Source organism: Halovulum marinum (assembly GCF_009697225.1).
GTDB classification, from domain to species: Bacteria; Pseudomonadota; Alphaproteobacteria; order Rhodobacterales; family Rhodobacteraceae; genus Halovulum; species Halovulum marinum.
In genome coordinates, this window is sequence record NZ_WIND01000024.1 from 34,974 (window position 1) to 50,901 (window position 15,928).

Annotated in this window: 14 protein-coding genes; 12 read left to right on the top strand and 2 right to left on the bottom strand. The window is 69.9% G+C overall.

Features of this window, described 5'->3' with window-relative positions:
* The first annotated feature begins 61 nt into the window (after window positions 1-61).
* The 4 genes from rfbC to GE300_RS19385 are packed head-to-tail and all read left to right on the top strand — an operon-like array spanning window position 62 to window position 3,497.
* The gene (gene rfbC / locus GE300_RS19370) at window positions 62-631 is read left to right on the top strand and encodes a dTDP-4-dehydrorhamnose 3,5-epimerase (RefSeq protein WP_154449157.1); all 570 of its coding nucleotides are present in this window, start codon (window positions 62-64) and stop codon (window positions 629-631) included.
* The gene (rfbD, locus tag GE300_RS19375; protein WP_154449158.1) at window positions 628-1,479 is read left to right on the top strand and encodes a dTDP-4-dehydrorhamnose reductase; all 852 of its coding nucleotides are present in this window, start codon (window positions 628-630) and stop codon (window positions 1,477-1,479) included. The genes rfbC and rfbD overlap by 4 nt, the downstream gene beginning before the upstream one ends.
* Window positions 1,476-2,357, top strand: coding sequence for a glucose-1-phosphate thymidylyltransferase RfbA (gene rfbA, locus GE300_RS19380; protein WP_154449159.1), 882 nt, complete (start codon window positions 1,476-1,478; stop codon window positions 2,355-2,357). Before rfbD ends, rfbA begins: the two co-directional genes overlap by 4 nt.
* 39 nt (window positions 2,358-2,396) lie before the next feature.
* Window positions 2,397-3,497: an NAD(P)/FAD-dependent oxidoreductase gene (locus GE300_RS19385; RefSeq protein WP_154449160.1), complete on the top strand. Its 1,101-nt coding sequence runs from the start codon at window positions 2,397-2,399 to the stop codon at window positions 3,495-3,497.
* Window positions 3,498-3,600: 103 nt separating this feature from the next.
* On the opposite strand, the gene GE300_RS19390 is transcribed toward GE300_RS19385, so the two are convergent.
* Both GE300_RS19390 and GE300_RS19395 read right to left on the bottom strand, forming a co-directional pair.
* Window positions 3,601-5,016 (bottom strand): UDP-glucose dehydrogenase family protein, encoded by a 1,416-nt coding sequence (locus tag GE300_RS19390; protein ID WP_154449161.1) that lies wholly within the window; start codon window positions 5,014-5,016, stop codon window positions 3,601-3,603.
* A 442-nt stretch (window positions 5,017-5,458) separates the two neighbouring features.
* Window positions 5,459-6,127, bottom strand: coding sequence for a sugar transferase (locus GE300_RS19395; RefSeq protein ID WP_154449162.1), 669 nt, complete (start codon window positions 6,125-6,127; stop codon window positions 5,459-5,461).
* A 379-nt stretch (window positions 6,128-6,506) separates the two neighbouring features.
* On the opposite strand from GE300_RS19395, the gene GE300_RS19400 reads away from it, so the two are divergent.
* The 8 genes from GE300_RS19400 (at window position 6,507) to GE300_RS19435 (ending at window position 15,281) form a co-directional block, all read left to right on the top strand.
* Window positions 6,507-7,433: an ExeA family protein gene (locus GE300_RS19400; protein ID WP_325063327.1), complete on the top strand. Its 927-nt coding sequence runs from the start codon at window positions 6,507-6,509 to the stop codon at window positions 7,431-7,433.
* Window positions 7,430-8,995, top strand: coding sequence for a GumC family protein (locus GE300_RS19405; RefSeq protein WP_154449164.1), 1,566 nt, complete (start codon window positions 7,430-7,432; stop codon window positions 8,993-8,995). Before GE300_RS19400 ends, GE300_RS19405 begins: the two co-directional genes overlap by 4 nt.
* A 12-nt stretch (window positions 8,996-9,007) precedes the next feature.
* Window positions 9,008-10,153, top strand: a complete 1,146-nt coding sequence (locus GE300_RS19410; RefSeq protein WP_154449165.1) for a CpsD/CapB family tyrosine-protein kinase — start codon at window positions 9,008-9,010, stop codon at window positions 10,151-10,153.
* A 142-nt stretch (window positions 10,154-10,295) separates the two neighbouring features.
* On the top strand, window positions 10,296-10,904 hold the full coding sequence (locus tag GE300_RS19415) for a polysaccharide biosynthesis/export family protein (protein WP_154449166.1): 609 nt from the start codon (window positions 10,296-10,298) through the stop codon (window positions 10,902-10,904).
* Window positions 10,904-11,998: a hypothetical protein gene (locus GE300_RS19420; protein ID WP_233417204.1), complete on the top strand. Its 1,095-nt coding sequence runs from the start codon at window positions 10,904-10,906 to the stop codon at window positions 11,996-11,998. Before GE300_RS19415 ends, GE300_RS19420 begins: the two co-directional genes overlap by 1 nt.
* Before the next feature lie 10 nt (window positions 11,999-12,008).
* Complete coding sequence (locus GE300_RS19425; protein WP_154449168.1) at window positions 12,009-12,503, top strand: UDP-N-acetylglucosamine--LPS N-acetylglucosamine transferase; 495 nt, start codon at window positions 12,009-12,011, stop codon at window positions 12,501-12,503.
* On the top strand, window positions 12,500-13,000 hold the full coding sequence (locus GE300_RS19430; RefSeq protein ID WP_325063328.1) for a glycosyltransferase: 501 nt from the start codon (window positions 12,500-12,502) through the stop codon (window positions 12,998-13,000). The genes GE300_RS19425 and GE300_RS19430 overlap by 4 nt, the downstream gene beginning before the upstream one ends.
* Before the next feature lie 406 nt (window positions 13,001-13,406).
* Window positions 13,407-15,281 (top strand): right-handed parallel beta-helix repeat-containing protein, encoded by a 1,875-nt coding sequence (locus GE300_RS19435; RefSeq protein ID WP_154449170.1) that lies wholly within the window; start codon window positions 13,407-13,409, stop codon window positions 15,279-15,281.
* Window positions 15,282-15,928: the final 647 nt, after the last annotated feature.

The following is a 15,928-nucleotide window of genomic DNA, read 5'->3' on the forward strand; positions in this document are numbered from 1 at the left end:
CTTGGGGACGGGCGGGGAACGGGCCGTTTGGCCGGGCCGTTTGGACAGACGGGGGACCGACATGCAGATCGAGACGACCGCGCTGGACGGCGTGGTGATCCTGACGCCGCGCCGCTTCGGCGACGAGCGCGGCTTCTTTTCCGAGACCTGGAACGCGCGCGCGATGGCCGAGGCCGGGCTGGCGCTGGACTTCGTGCAGGACAACCACGCCTGGACCCGCGACGCGGGCACCGTGCGCGGCCTGCATTACCAGGCCCCGCCGTCGGCGCAGGACAAGCTGGTGCGCGTGGTGCGCGGCCGGATCATGGACGTGGCGGTGGACGTGCGCAAAGGCTCGCCCACCTACGGGCAGTGGACCGGCGTCGAGCTGTCGGCCGGGACCGGCAGGCAGCTGCTGGTGCCCAGGGGCTTTCTGCACGGCTATGCCACGCTGACCCCGGACTGCGACGTGGTCTACAAGTGCACCGATTATTACGCGCCGCGGACCGAGGGCGCGGTGCGGTTCGACGATCCGGACCTCGGCATCGACTGGGGCATCGGCCCGGGCGCGGCAATCCTGTCGGACAAGGACGCGGCCGCGGGCCGGTTCGCCGACCTCGACAGCCCCTTCCGCTACGGAGAGACCGCATGAAGCTGGTGGTGTTCGGCCGGACCGGCCAGCTGGCGCAGGCGCTGGCGCGGCGCGCGCCCGATGCACTGTTCCTCGACCGGCAGGCTGCCGACCTCGCAGACCCCGAGGCCTGCGCCGCGGCGCTGCGCCGGGCCGCCGCCGAGGGCGCGCAGGCCGCGATCAACGCCGCCGCCTACATGGCGGTGGACCGCGCCGAGGCGGAAGAACCGCTGGCCACGCGCATCAACGGCGAGGCGCCGGGCGCCATGGCGCAGGCGGCGGCGCAGGCCGGGATCCCGTTCCTGCAGGTCTCCAGCGACTATGTCTTCGACGGCCGCGGCGAGGCGCCCCATGCGCCCGACGAACCGGTGGCGCCGCTGTCGGCCTATGGCCGGTCGAAGGCCGCCGGAGAGGCCGGGGTGCGGGACGCGGGCGGGGCGCATGCGATCCTGCGGACCTCGTGGGTGTTCTCGGCCGATGGCGGCAATTTCGTGAAGACCATGCTGCGGCTGGGGGCGGAACGCGACGCGCTGCGGGTGGTGGACGACCAGATCGGCGGCCCGACCGAGGCCGGCGACATCGCCGCGGCGCTGCTGGTCATCGCCGGCGCGCTGAAGGCAGGCGCGCCGTCCGGCACCTGGCATTTCGCCGGCGCGCCGGATGTCAGCTGGGCCGGGTTCGCCCATGAAATCATGACCCGCGCCGGGCTGGACTGCGCCATCGAGCGCATCCCCTCGTCCGAGTATCCCACCCCGGCGGCGCGGCCGCTGAACTCGCGGCTGGACTGCAGCCGCACCGAAGCGGTGTTCGGCATCGCGCGCCCCGACTGGCGCGACGGCCTGACCCGCGTGCTGGAGGCGCTGACATGAACCGCAAGGGCATCATCCTGGCCGGGGGCTCGGGCACGCGGCTGTATCCGATCACCATGGCGGTGTCGAAGCAGCTGATGCCGCTCTACGACAAGCCGATGATCTACTATCCGCTGACCGTGCTGATGCTGGCCGGGCTGCGCGAGGTCGCGATCATCACCACGCCGCAGGACCGCACGCAGTTCCAGCGCCTGCTGGGCGACGGGTCGCAATGGGGCATGGCGCTCACCTTCATCGAGCAGCCCGCCCCCGAGGGGCTGGCGCAGGCCTATGTGCTGGCCGAGGATTTCCTGGCCGGCGCGCCCTCGGCGATGGTGCTGGGCGACAACATCTTCTACGGCCACGGGCTGCAGGAGGTGATGCTCAAGGCCGCCCGGCACGACGGCGGCGGCACCGTCTTCGGCTATCAGGTCCGCGCGCCCGAGCGCTACGGCGTGCTGGATTTCGACGCCGGCGGCAAGGTCACCCGGCTGGTCGAGAAACCCCAGGTGCCGCCCTCGGATTTCGCGCTGACCGGGCTCTATTTCCTCGACGGCCGCGCGCCCGGGCGGGCGGCGACGCTGACCCCCTCGGCGCGTGGAGAGCTGGAGATCGTCGACCTGCTGCAGGTCTATCTGGAAGAAGGCAGCCTCGAGGTGGCGCTGCTGGGCCGCGGCTATGGCTGGCTCGACACCGGCACCCATGACAGCCTGCTCGAGGCCGGCGCCTTCGTGCAGACGCTGGAGAAACGCCAGGGCCTGAAGATCGGCTGCCCCGAGGAAGTCGCCTATCTCAAGGGCTGGATCGACGCGGACGCGGTGCGCGAACTGGCCAAGCCGTTCCTGAAGACCGAGTACGGCCAGTACCTGGTGCGCATGGTCGACCACAAGCAGCCCTGACATGATCGCCCCCGAAATGGCCCCCGAAATGGCTCCCGAATGACAGACCGACTCGATGCAGTGGTGATCGGCGCGGGCGTGGTCGGCCTGGCCTGCGCCCGCGCGCTGGCGCTGGCCGGGCGCGAGGTGGTGATCCTCGAGGCCGAGACCGCCTTCGGCACCGGCACCAGCGCCCGCAATTCCGAGATCATCCACGCCGGGATCTACTATCCGCACGGCAGCGCCAAGGCGCGGCACTGCGCGCGCGGCAAGGCGATGCTGTACGACTTCTGCGCCGCGCACGGGGTGGCGCACCGCAACAGCGGCAAGATCATCGTGGCCAGCGACGCGGCGCAGCACGCCGACCTGGACCGGATCGCCGCCGCCGCCCGCGGCGCGGGGGTCGGGGACCTGACCCGGATCGGCGCCGCCGGGGCGCGCGCGCTGGAGCCCGAGGTCTCGTGCACCGACGCGATCCTGTCGCCCTCGACGGGATTGGTGGATTCGCACGGGCTGATGCTGGCGCTGCTGGGCGACGCGGAACAGGCCGGCGCGATGCTGGCGCTGTCCAGCCCGGTCGAGGGCGGCGCGGTCACCGATGACGGCATCGTGCTGCATGTCGGCGGCGCCGAGCCGGTGACGGTCTGCGCGGCCACGGTGATCAACGCCGCCGGGCTCGGGGCGCAGCCGGTGGCGCGGTCGATCGCGGGCATTCCGCCCGCCTCCATCCCGCCGCGGCATCTTGCGCGCGGGGTCTATTTCACCCTGACCGGGAAGCAGCCGTTCTCGCGCCCGGTCTACCCGGTGCCCGAGCCGGGGGGGCTGGGCTGCCACTACACCGTGGACCTGGCCGGGCGGGGCAAGTTCGGCCCCGATGTCGAGTGGATCGACCGGATCGACTATACCGTCGATCCGGCGCGCGGGGTCCGCTTCTACGACGCGATCCGCCGCTACTGGCCCGGCCTGCCCGACGGCGCGCTGCAGCCCGCCTATGCCGGGATCCGGCCCAAGACCGGCCCGCAGGGCGGGGCGGCCACGGATTTCCTGATCCAGGGCCGCGCGGCGCACGGCGTGCCGGGCTGGGTCGCGCTCTACGGCATCGAATCGCCCGGGCTGACCAGTTCGCTGTCGATCGCCGAGGAGGTGGCGGCGCTGAGCTGACCGGCGCGCGCGCCGGAGCCGGCCCCCGGCTTCCCTGTCCCCGGAATAAAGACTGCCGCCGGGGCCTCCGGCGGGATATTCACCGGCAAGCGGAAGCCGGGCGCTATTCGGCAGCCGAGGCGGTTCCGGTCGCCGAGGCGGTGCGGGGCTGGTCCATCTTCACCTCGCCCGGGGCGCGGGCGCCGCGGCCGATGCCGTAATGGGTGAAGCCGTGGCCCTGCATCCGCTCGGGGTCGTAGAGGTTGCGGCCGTCGAACAGCACCGGTTCCGACAGCGCCTCGCGGACCGCCTCGAAGTCCGGCGACTGGAACATGCGCCATTCGGTCATCACCACCAGCGCGTCGGCGCCGCTCAGCGCCGCCTCCTTGGTGCCGCACAGGCGCAGGTCGTCGCGGGAGCCGTAGATCCTCTGGGTCTCCTCCATCGCCTGCGGGTCATAGGCCTGCACGGTGGCGCCGGCCTGCCACAGCGCCTCCATCAGCACCCGGGCCGAGGCCTCGCGCATGTCGTCGGTGTTGGGCTTGAACGCCAGCCCCCACAGCGCGATGGTCCTGCCCTTCAGGCCGCGTTCGCCAAATCTGGCCCCGAAATGCGCCTGCATCTTCTCGAAGATCGCGGTCTTGGCGTCGGCGTTGCGGTCCTCGACCGCGCGCAGCACATGCGGCTCGCAGCCGGCGGCGCGGGCGGTGTGGATCAGCGCCTTCACGTCCTTGGGAAAGCACGAGCCGCCATAGCCGGCGCCGGCATAGATGAAGTGATAGCCGATCCGCGGGTCCGAGCCGATGCCCTGGCGCACCGCCTCGATGTCGCAGCCCAGCCGGTCGGCGATGGCGGCGATCTCGTTCATGAAGCTGATCTTGGTCGCCAGCATGCAGTTCGCCGCGTATTTGGTCAGCTCGGCCGAGCGCGGGTCCATGACGATCATCTTCTCGCGGTTGCGGTTGAACGGCGCGAACAGCTCGCGCAGCAGCGCCTCGCTGTCGTCGCGGGTGACGCCGACGACGATCCGGTCGGGGCGCATGCAGTCGGCCACCGCCGAGCCCTCCTTCAGGAACTCGGGGTTCGAGACCACGTCGAAATCCAGCTCGGCCCGGTCCCGGGCCGCCAGCGCCTCGGCGATGCGGGCCCGCACCGCGGCCTCAGTGCCCACCGGCACGGTGGACTTGTTGATCACCAGCCGGGGCGCTTCCATCCGCTCGCCCACGGTCTGCGCCACCGCCAGCACGTGGCTCAGGTCGGCGCCGCCGTCGGCGCCCGGCGGCGTGCCCACGGCGATGAAGATCACCCGTCCGTGCGCGACCCCGTGCGCCGGATCGGTCGAGAAGGTCAGCCGCCCGGCGGCGGCGTTCTCCTGCACCAGCCGGTCGAGGCCGGGCTCGTAGATCGGGATCACGCCCTCCTCCAGCGCCGCGACCTTGGCCGGGTCGACGTCGATGCAGCAGACCTCGTGGCCGACCTCGGCCAGCGCCGCGCCCTGCACCAGGCCGACGTAGCCGGTGCCGAAAACCGTGACCTTCATGAGAACTCTCCTGCGCGGTCGTCCCGAATTTCCAGACCGGTGCGCGCGCGCACACGCGCGCGGCTGGCCGTGGCTTCGGGCATTTCCGCTTTCAATGTGCGTTCGATCCCGGTTCCGCAAGACGTTTTCGCGCCCGTTCCGGTTCCGGGGCGGGGTGTTTTGGGGCGGGGTGTTTTGGGGCGGGGTGTTTTGGGGCGGGATGGTCCGGGGCGGGGGCGGGATGGTCCGGGGCAGGGTGCGGGCCTGCGGGATCGCGCGCTCGGGATCGCCGGCGGCCGGCAGCGCCGCGCCGCGCCCGGCCCGGCGCGCTTTCCGGCGGATCTGCACCCGGCCAGGGCGGCCGGGCCCAGTGTCGTCGCGGTCGGCAACCTCGGTCGTGCTCGGGCCATGCTCGGTGTTCGATCCTGCCTTGGGCCCGCCGCGGGCAGCCTGCCGCCCGGCCTCAGGTTCCGGTCCGGCGCAGCACCACCGAGACGGTGCGCAGCAGCACCCCCAGATCGGTCGGCAGCGAGAGCCGGTGGAAGTACTCGGTATCGTAGGACGAGCGCCCCTCGAACGAGCACTCGTTGCGCTGCGACACCTGCCACAGGCCGCTGATCCCCGGGCGCAGCGCGTAATAGGCCCGGCCCGGATACAGCCGCACCTGCGACGGCATCATCGGCCGCGGACCGATCAGGCTCATGTCGCCCTTCAGCACGTTCCACAGCTGCGGCAACTCGTCCAGCGACGCGGCGCGCAGGAAATGCCCGCAGGGCAGGATCCTGGGATCGTGCGCCAGCTTCTGGCGCGTGTCCCATTCCCGCCGGGCCTCGGGATTCGCGCTCAGATACGCCTCCAGCGCGGCCTCGGCGTCCGGCACCATGGTGCGCAGCTTCCACAGGCGGAAGACGCCCCCGCCCTTGCCGACCCGGTCCTGGACGAAGAACGGAGAATGCCCCTGCAGCCCAATCCAGACCGCCAGCCCCGCAATCAGCGGCAGGACTATGGGCATCGCCAGTAGAACCAGTGTGATGTCGAGCAGCCTCTTGCCGAACTGGGCATACAGTCCCGTGCTCGAATGTCTCTCGCGCCCGCTTTTAAGCGGCGCGAGGCTGTCAGTCGCCCCTACCATTTATCTAGCCCCCAAACACTACAACACGAAGTACTGAGTCACTCTACCCGAATCGCATACATAGCGATTTCTGAATACCAGGCCGGAATTCCCCAATTCCACATGCCTGGCAGCAGTCACTACCCTTCTCCCGCCCCGGATTCTCCGCCAGCCGGGCGATTCATACAACAGGAAATCCGCATTTTCGCCCAATTTGAACCGCATTTTAGCCATCCGGACCCGGGGGGGATGTGCGAAACTTAACATTCGCGGGCCGCGCGACCAGCCTGCAGGGGAGACTCTCCCTTTCCCTCGTGATGTTATGGTCCACATATGTGACTGGGGACGCGGTCGCCGAGGGGGTAGCGGTCGATCGCGACATGCAGGAGTAGTGGGTAGAGTGGGGTTCGAGAAAAGCGGGTCCGGCCAGACCGCGCGCAAGGCGGGGCGGCTGGACATCTACACCGAATATTTCGGCCTGACGCGCAGGCCCTTCACGTTGCAGCCCGACCCGGATTTCCTGTTCTGGTCGGGGCAGCACAAGAAGGCCTATGCGATGCTGGAGTACGGCGTGATGACCAACGCGCCGATCACCGTCATCACCGGCGAGATCGGCGCCGGCAAGACCACGCTGATCCGGCACCTGCTGCGCAACCTCGAGGACGACATCACCGTCGGCCTGATCTCGAACGCGCACGGCGACCGGGGCGAGCTGCTGCAGTGGGTGCTGATGGCGCTCGGCCAGCACGCCCCCGAGGACGCCTCCTACGTCTCGCTGTTCAGCCGCTTCCAGGCGCATCTGATCGAGGAATACAACGCCGGCCGCCGCACCATCCTGATCTTCGACGAGGCGCAGAACCTGGCCGAGAACACGCTGGAGGAGCTGCGCATGTTCTCGAACATCAACGCCGACGAGGACGAGCTGGTGCAGCTGATCCTGGTCGGCCAGCCCGAGCTGCGCGAGAAGCTGGCCAGCCCCAGGCTGGTGCAGTTCGCGCAGCGGGTGTCGTCCGACTTCCACCTGAGCCCGATGTCGAAGCTGGCGGTGCGCGAGTACATCGACTTCCGCATGCTGACCTCGGGCGCCACCCGCAACGTGTTCACCGAGGACGCGGCGGCGGCGATCCACGAGGCCACCGGCGGCGTGCCGCGGCTGATCAACCAGCTGTGCGACTACGCCCTGCTCTACGCCTTCGGCGAGGGCGTCTACCGGGTCGACCGGCCGATGATCGAGCAGGTGGTCGAGGACCGCAACGTCAACGGCTCGTTCGCGCCGCTGAAATCCTCCGGCCGGGCGCCGCGCCAGCGCGGGAGGTTCCGGCCGTGAACATGGGCGACATCAAGTTCTACCTGCAGGTCTTCTGGCGCCGGCTGCCCTATTTCCTGGTGGTGTTCCTGTTCGTCGCCACCGCCGGCCTGTCGCTGGCGGTGATGCTGCCCGCGGTCTACCGCGGCACGGCCATGATCCTGGTCGAGCCCGGGCAGATCTCCCAGGACCTGGCGCAGTCCACGGTCGAGGTCGAATCGATGCAGGTGATCCAGATCCTTCGCGAACGGCTGACCTCGCGCGAGACCCTGCTCGACGTCGCCGAACGCTACGACGTCTTCGCCGGGTCCGAGCCGATGACCGCGACCGAGACCGCGCAGGCGATGCGCGACCGGCTGGAGTTCAAGGCGATGAACCTGGGCGACCGCCGCAACCCGGCGCCGGCGATGGAACTGGCGTTCGAGGCCGCCGACCCGGCGCTGGCCGCCGACGTGACCAACGAGTTCGTCGCCCTGGTGCTGCAGGCGAACCAGCGGCTGCGCACCGACCGCGCCACCGACACGCTGCAGTTCTTCGAGAACGAGGTCGAGCGCCTGGGCAGCGAGCTGGACCGGATCTCGGGCGAGATGCTGGAGTTCAAGAACGAGAACATCGAGGCGCTGCCCGAAAGCCTGGAATTCCGCCGCGCGGAACAGTCCCGGCTGCAGGAACGGCTGGCGCAGCTGGAGCGCGAGACCTCCACCTTGCGCGAATCCCGCACCCGGCTGGTCGAGGTCTACGAATCCACCGGCCGGCTGCTGGAGACGCAGCGCACGCTGAGCCCGGCCGAGCAGGAGCTGCAGCGCCTGCGGGGCGAGCTGGAGCAGCAGCTGGTGGTGTTCTCGGAGAACAACCCGCGGATCGTGCTGCTGAAGAACCGCGTCGCGGCGCTGGAAAAGCAGGTGGCGGCGCAGAGCGGGATCGAGGATGACGCGCCCGAAAGCCCCGCCACCGGCGAGCTCGGGCTGCAGCTGCGCGACTACGACGCGCGGCTGTCCTATCTCGACAGCGAGACCGAACGGCTGCGCGGCGAGCTGTCCGCGCTGAGCGACAGCATCCGCGCCACGCCGGTGAACGAGGTCCAGCTGAGCGCGCTGGAGCGGCGCTACGAGAACATCCAGGGCCAGTACAACACCGCCGTCGCCCGGCTGGCCAGCGCCGCCACCGGCGAGCGGATCGAGGTGCTGTCCAAGGGCGAACGCTTTTCGGTGGTCGAGCAGGCGGTGCCGCCGGCCCAGCCGGACAGACCCAACCGGCTGCTGATCGCCGCCGGCGGGGTGTTCGCCGGGCTTGGCGCCGGGCTGGGGCTGGTGCTGCTGCTGGAGCTGCTCAACGGCGCGATCCGGCGGCCCGAGGACCTGGCGCGCAAGCTGGACATCCAGGCCTTCGGCGCGGTGCCCTACATCCGCACCCGCCGCGAGGTGCTGGTCAAGCGCGCGGTGATCGGCTCGGCGGCGATGACCGCGGTGGTGATCCTGCCTGCGGTCACCTATGCGCTGCACGTCTACTACATGCCGCTGGACCTGCTGCTGATGCAGGTGGCGGAGCGCGCCGGGCTGGCCGGCGTGCTGAGCAAGCTCTGAGGCACGACGGGAATGGACAGGGTTCAGGCAGCGATAGAGAAGGCCCACCTGCTGCGCGAGCGGCGCCAGAAGGAGATGAAGCAGGCCCTGCGCGAACACCCGCCGGGCGGCGACAAGGGATTCCGCTGGAAGGGCGAGCCGGTCGGGAATGCTCCGGCCGCGGACGCCGCGCCGCCGCTGCGGCTTGCCACGGCCGGAGCACGGCCGGAGGCGGCCGCCGGCGCCGAATCGCGCCGGGTGGCGCCGGTCCCGGACCCGGTTCCCGGCGGCAGGGGCGAGTCCGCGCCCGGCCCCGACGCCGAGCGGTCGCGCGCGCGCAGCAGCCACGGCCCGCTGCCGCAGCCGCCGCGCTTCCACCTGAAACCGCCGCCGCCCGGGGCGCAGCCGGCGCCGGCCGACCCCCGGGCATCCGACCCGCAGGCATCCGAGCCGGTCCCGGCCGCCGAGGAAAGCTGGCCGATGGCCTGGGATGCGCTCGGCGCCTACGAGCCCGACGCCAGGCTGCTGCGCGCCAACCGCATCGTCAGCTTCGAGCGCCGCAGCGTCGAGCATGCGCCGATCGACATGATCCGCACCCGGATGCTGCGGATCATGCGCGAGAACGGCTGGCGCACCGTGGTGGTGACCTCGCCCGGGCCGAACTGCGGCAAGTCCACGCTGGCCGCCAACCTGGCGTTCTCGCTGGCGCACCAGCCCGACACCCGCACCGTGCTGATGGACCTGGACCTGCGCCGGCCGTCGCTGGCGAAGCTTCTGGGGGTGCGCGGCGCCGGCTCGATGGCCGAGGTGCTGACCGGCGCCACGCCGATCGAGGACAGCTTCCTGCGCTATGGCGACACGCTGGCGGTCAGCACGCCCGGCCATGCCGCGGGCAACCCCTCGGAAGTGCTCAACAGCCGGACCGCCGCGATCACCATGAAGCGGGTCGAGGCGATCCTCGGCCCCGAGATCATCCTGTGCGACATGCCGCCGCTGATGCGCGCCGACGACGTGATGGCCTTCCTGCCCAACATCGACTGCGTGCTGCTGGTGGCGGCGGCCGAGGAATCGAAGATGACCGAGATCGACCGTTGCGAGCGCGAGCTGGGCGCGCACACCAACGTGCTGGGGGTGGTGGTGAACAAGTGCCGCTACACGCCCGAGGAGTACGGCTACTGATGCGACCTGTAGCATTTTCAATACGCCCCACGGATTCCGCATCAGGTCCGGGGCGCAAAGCCTTGAAGTTTCTGGTAGGTCTTCGCCGATACGGTTCGGCGGTGTCTGCGCCAGGCGGAACCACGTTCGAGGGAGGTTGTCCATGCGGATACTGATCGTTGCGCTGTCTCTGATTCTGGCGGCGCTGCCGGCGCTGGCGCAGAGCCGCTATCTCATCAAGCCGGGCGACACGCTCGACATCTCGGTGCTTGAGGATCCCAGCCTGAACCGGCAGGCGCTGGTGCTGCCCGACGGGCGCATCTCGCTGCCGATGGCCGGGACCGTGCAGGCCGCGGGCCGCACCGTCGAGGACGTGCAAAGCGCGATCACCGAGGGCATCGCCGGCAACTTCGCGGCCCGCCCGAACGTCTTCGTCGGGCTGTCCTCGCTGGCCGAACCGGCGCCGGTGATCACCGGGCCGATCGTGGTTCCCACCATCGACGTCTTCGTGCTGGGCGAGGTGAATTCGCCGGGCCTGGCCGAGATGCCGCCGGGGATCAACATCCTGCAGGCGCTGGCGATGGCCGGCGGACCGTCGCGCTTCGCCGCCACCAGGCGGATCCAGCTGCGCCGCACCGATCCCGGCACCGGCAAGACCTACACCTCGCTGTTCAACTACGACGCGGTGATGAAGGGGGCCGAGCTGCGCAACCTGTTCCCGCTGCAGAGCGGCGACGTGATCCTGGTCCCCGAACGGCGGCTGTTCGAGTGATGCAGAAGACGTGCCTGGTTCGCAGGGCCGGCGCTGTCGGCCTGGTTGTCACTGCTGCGGCGACGGTCCCGGCTTCGGCTCAGGATGAGGGCGGGCGCCGTCTGAGCGGCGTCGTCTCGCAGAGCGTCGAGGCCGGCAGCAACCTGGCCTTCCGCCCGGGCGAGAGCGACCTGGGCGCGCGCTCGGTCACCACGCTGGGGCTGGGCTTCCTGACCGAGACCCGCACCCAGAGCTTCGCGCTGGACGCCACCGTCATCGCGCGCAGCAAGGTGATCGGCGACGAGGACAGCACCGCGGACGACCTGCGCGTGCTGCCCACGGTCGAGCTGACCTACGGCATCGAGGGGCCGCGCACCAGGCTTGGGCTGGAGGGCTATTACCGGCTCGATGCGGTGGACGAAGACACCGAGGCGCAGGAATATCTGGTCGCCGGCACGATCAGCCGCCAGCTGACCCGGGGCCTGTCGGCGAACGCGCGTCTCGGCTACCGCGTCGACGGCGCCGAGAACGACGGCGTGCTGGACGACACCGCAAGCTATTTCTTCACCCTGGGCACCGACTATGCCGGGCAGCTCTGGCAGGTCGGCGCCTCGGCCGGGGTGCGCATCTTCGAGGACGAGGTGCGTCCCACCGGCGAGGTGCATTTCAGCCGCGAGATGCCCCGGGGCGAGATCGGCGGCTTCGTCGGCGTGTCGTCGTCCCGCGACGCCGACCTGGCCGTCGTCGGCGGGCTCGAGGTCGATTACGCGCTGAACAGGACCAACCGGCTGAACGGCAGCCTCGACCAGTCGATCTCGGTCAGCGACGAGGGCGAGGACCAGCTGCGCACCACCGCGCGGCTGGCCTATGTGCGCGACCTGACCAGCCGCAGCAGCGCCCAGCTGGGCGCCAGCGTCTCGCTGCGCAACGGGCTGGGCGATTCCGGCATCGACAACCTGCCCGGCGCCGGTCTGGACCTGGGCTACAGCTACGAGCTGACCGAGCGCGCGGACCTGAACCTGGGCTACGAGTACCGGTTCGAGGAAGAGGCCGCGGGCCCGTCGTCCCAGTCGCACCTGATTTCCGTCGGCATCACGCTGCCCTTCGATCTCTGAGCCCTCGGCCATGCAGGGGAACAGCGCCACCGGCTGCCGGGTTCTGTGCGTGGCCTCGGCCGGCGGGCACTGGGTGCAGCTGCAGCGGCTGCGCCCGGCCTGGGACGGCTGCGCGGTCACCTATGTCACCACCCGGGCCGGCTACGAGGCGCAGGTCGCCGCGGACGCCGCGGCCCGCGGCCAGCCCGCGCCGCGGATCCGCGTGGTGACCGAGGCCAGCCGCTGGCAGAAGCTGAAGCTGCTGCGCCAGCTGGCGGAACTGGCGCTGATCCTGCTGCGCACCCGCCCGCAGGTGGTGGTGACCACCGGCGCCGCGCCGGGCTATTTCGCGCTGCTGCTGGGCCGCCGCCTGGGCGCGCGCACGATCTGGGTGGACAGCATCGCCAACGCCGCCGAGCTGTCGGCCTCGGGGGCGCGGGCGCGGCGCCACGCCGACCTGTGGCTGACGCAATGGGAACACCTGGCGACGCCGGACGGGCCGGCCTATGCGGGGGCGGTGCTGTGATCTTCCTGACGCTGGGCACGCAGCTGCCCTTCGACCGGCTGGTGCGGGCGGTGGACGAGTGGTGCCACGCGCGCGGCCGCGACGACGTCTTCGGCCAGATCGCCGAGCCGGGCGACGCCGGCTACCGCCCGCGGCATTTCGACTGGGTCGCGCACCTGCCGCCCGCGGACTACGGCGCCCGATTCGCCGCCGCCCGGCTGATCGTGGCCCACGCCGGCATGGGCTCGATCATCACCGCGATGGAGCTGGGCAAGCCGATCGTGCTGATGCCGCGCCGCGCCGATCTGGCCGAACACCGCAACGATCACCAGCTGGCGACGGCCCGCCGCTTCGCCGACCGGCCGGGAATCCACGTCGTTCCCGACGCCGCCGCGCTGGCCCGGACGCTGGACCGGCTGTCCGACCGGACCGGTCCCGCCCCGCACGCGGTCTCGCCCTTCGCCGATCCCCGCCTGATCGAGGCGCTGCGCAGCCTGATCCGCCCGCCGCGGGGCTGAGCCGGATTCATCCTTTCGCCGCAAGGGCCTGTGGTCCTGCGGATCGGGCGAGCGCGCGCGCGGCGCGACACGCGTTGGCGGTATTCGGCCAACGCGCTCCGGCCCTCCCGGGGCTGCCTTGATTTCGGCAGAATCGGCGGCTACATATCGGTCAAGACAAATATGAGTAATTCTGGATTCAACCAGATCAAAACAGGCGCGTGTGTCCAAAATACCAAGCCCTACCTGAGTAAAAGGACATGTTCCCGAGGAAGAGTCGCGGCCGTTAGTGATCGTGACTGACCTCTTGACTGGCCCTTCACTTGGACTTGCACGCGGTTCCGCACGGGACCGCGCAGGGCGAGTGTTTGCGCGCCCGGAAGTCTGAAACCCGACCCCCCCACGGGTCCAGAAGCTAGGTGAATCTATGGCTACCTACACCGTATCCTCCAGCGCCGACCTGCAGTCGGCGCTTTCCAAGGCCTCCGGCGGCGACGAGATCCTGCTGGAGAGCGGCAACTACGGCGACCTGCGGCTGACGCAGGATTTCTCGAGCGAGGTGACGATCCGCGCGATCGACCAGTACGGCGCGAATTTCGGCGGCATCGAGATCTCGGGCGCCAGCAACATCGTGCTGGACGGGCTGCGGGTCAACAACGGCTCGGACACCCACATCGAGATCGGCAACGGCAGCAAGCAGATCACGGTGCAGAACTCGGACATCGGCGCCGACTCGGGCTATGGCGCCCTGTTCGGCATCCGCGCCAAGGATTCGTCGAACATCTCCTATATCGACAACTACATCCACAACGTCAGCAACGGCACGGCGATGTTCCAGACCGACGACGTGGTGGTCTCGGGCAACCGCGTCGACTGGGTGTCGCTGGACGCCTACAAGTTCAGCGAGGTCAACGGCGGCCTGGTCGAGAACAACTGGGGCCCGGAGAACGTGGCGGCCACCGACGGCGCGCACAACGACTTCATGCAGTTCCAGGGCAACCCGTCGACGAACTTCGTGATCCGCGGCAACGTGCTGCTGCCGGCCGAGGGCACCGACGCCACCGCGCAGGGCATCTTCGGCAACCTGCACGATTCGCTGATCGAGCAGAACATCATCCTCACCGCGCTGGTGCGCGGCATCTCGGTGAAGTCCGGCAACACGGTGATCGACAACACCATCCTGGACATCCCCGGCCAGGCGGTCGACGAGACCCGCATCTATCACGACGGCGGCACCGTCGAGAACAACATCTACACCGGCTGGGCCGGCGGCACCGACGGCTCGAACATCGTCGTGCAGCACGACGACAAGAACGACGCCAACTACATGTACGACCTGTTCACCAACTTCCACGGCACCGGCACCACGCTCGAGGGGCTGGTCCCCGTCGAGGGCAGCGTCGTCGAGGGCAAGGGCGCCTATGACCGGCTGATGGAGCTGCTGAACGGCGATGCGTGGACGCCGACCGAACCGACCCAGCCGGCGCCGGAAGAGCCGACCGAGCCGGCCCCGACCGAGCCCGCGCCGACCGACCCCGCGCCGACCGACCCCGCGCCGGAAGAGCCGACCGACCCCGCCCCGACCGACCCCGCCCCGGAAGAGCCGACCGACCCCGCCCCGACCGACCCCGCGCCGGAAGAGCCGGTCGAGGAACCCGCCGGATCCTCCGGCGAGGGGCAGGAAATCTACGGCGACGGCGCCGACAACGTCCTGACCGGGACCGAGTACGACGACCTGATCGACGGCGCAGGGCGCAGCGACACGCTGTCGGGCCTGGGCGGCAACGACACCCTGATCGGGGACTCCGGCAACGACATCCTGTCGGGCGGCGACGGCAACGACCTGTTGCGCGGCGGGCGCGGCAAGGATGTGCTGACGGGCGACAACGGCAACGACGAGTTGCGCGGCTTCCGCAGCGACGACGAGATCGATGGCGGCGACGGCGACGACATCCTGATCGGCGACCACGGCAACGACATCCTCGTGGGCGGTGCCGGCAACGACATGCTCCATGGCGGCAACAAGGACGACATCCTGACCGGCGGCGCCGGCGCCGACAAGTTCAGGTTCCGCGAGAACACGGACAACGACACCGTCACCGACTTCGAGGACGGGGTCGACCTGATCGACCTGAGCCTTCTCGACGTCGATGCTTCGGCGCTTCAGAACCTGATCGCCACCGGCGTGAGCGACGCGAACGGCGGTGTCCGGATCGACCTCTCGTCGGTCGGCGCGGCGGGAACGGTCCTGTTCGAAGGCCTGGAGCGTTCGGTCATCGACGAGTCCGACTTCCTGATCTGAAGGCGTTCCGCCGACCCGGACGGGGGCGCTTTCCGCCCCGTCGCGCCGGGCCGGCGAAGCCGAAACACCCCCGCCCGCCCCTGGCACCGACGTGCGCCGGGGGCGGGCAAACCCGCGATCCCGCCTTCCTTGTGCGAAGGCACGCGCGGGCCGCCGTTGGCCGATTACCGCCAACGCCCCTCGCCCCGCCCGAGGCCGCCTTGATTTCGGCAGAATCGCCCGATACACATCAGTCAAGACGAATATGAGTAATTCTGAGAACACTCGGAAAAAAGCAGGCGCGTGTGTCCCAAATACCCATCCCTACCTGAGTAAAAGGGCATTTTCCTGAGCTTGTGTCGCGGCTGTTATTGGCCTCGACCTTCTCTTGACTGACCTTTCGCTCGGGCTGTCGCGCGGTCCCCTCCAGGTCGCGTCGGGCGGGTGTGTGCGCTTGTCCCCTTCCAAACCCGAACCCCCACGGGTCCAGAAACAGGTGAATCCATGGCTACCTACACCGTATCCACGAAATCGGACCTTCTTTCCGCGCTGTCGTCCGCCAGCGGCGGCGACGAGATCCTGCTGAAATCAGGCAACTACGGCGACCTGACGCTGACGCAGGACTTCTCGAGCGAGGTGACGATCCGCGCGATCGACCAGTACGGCGC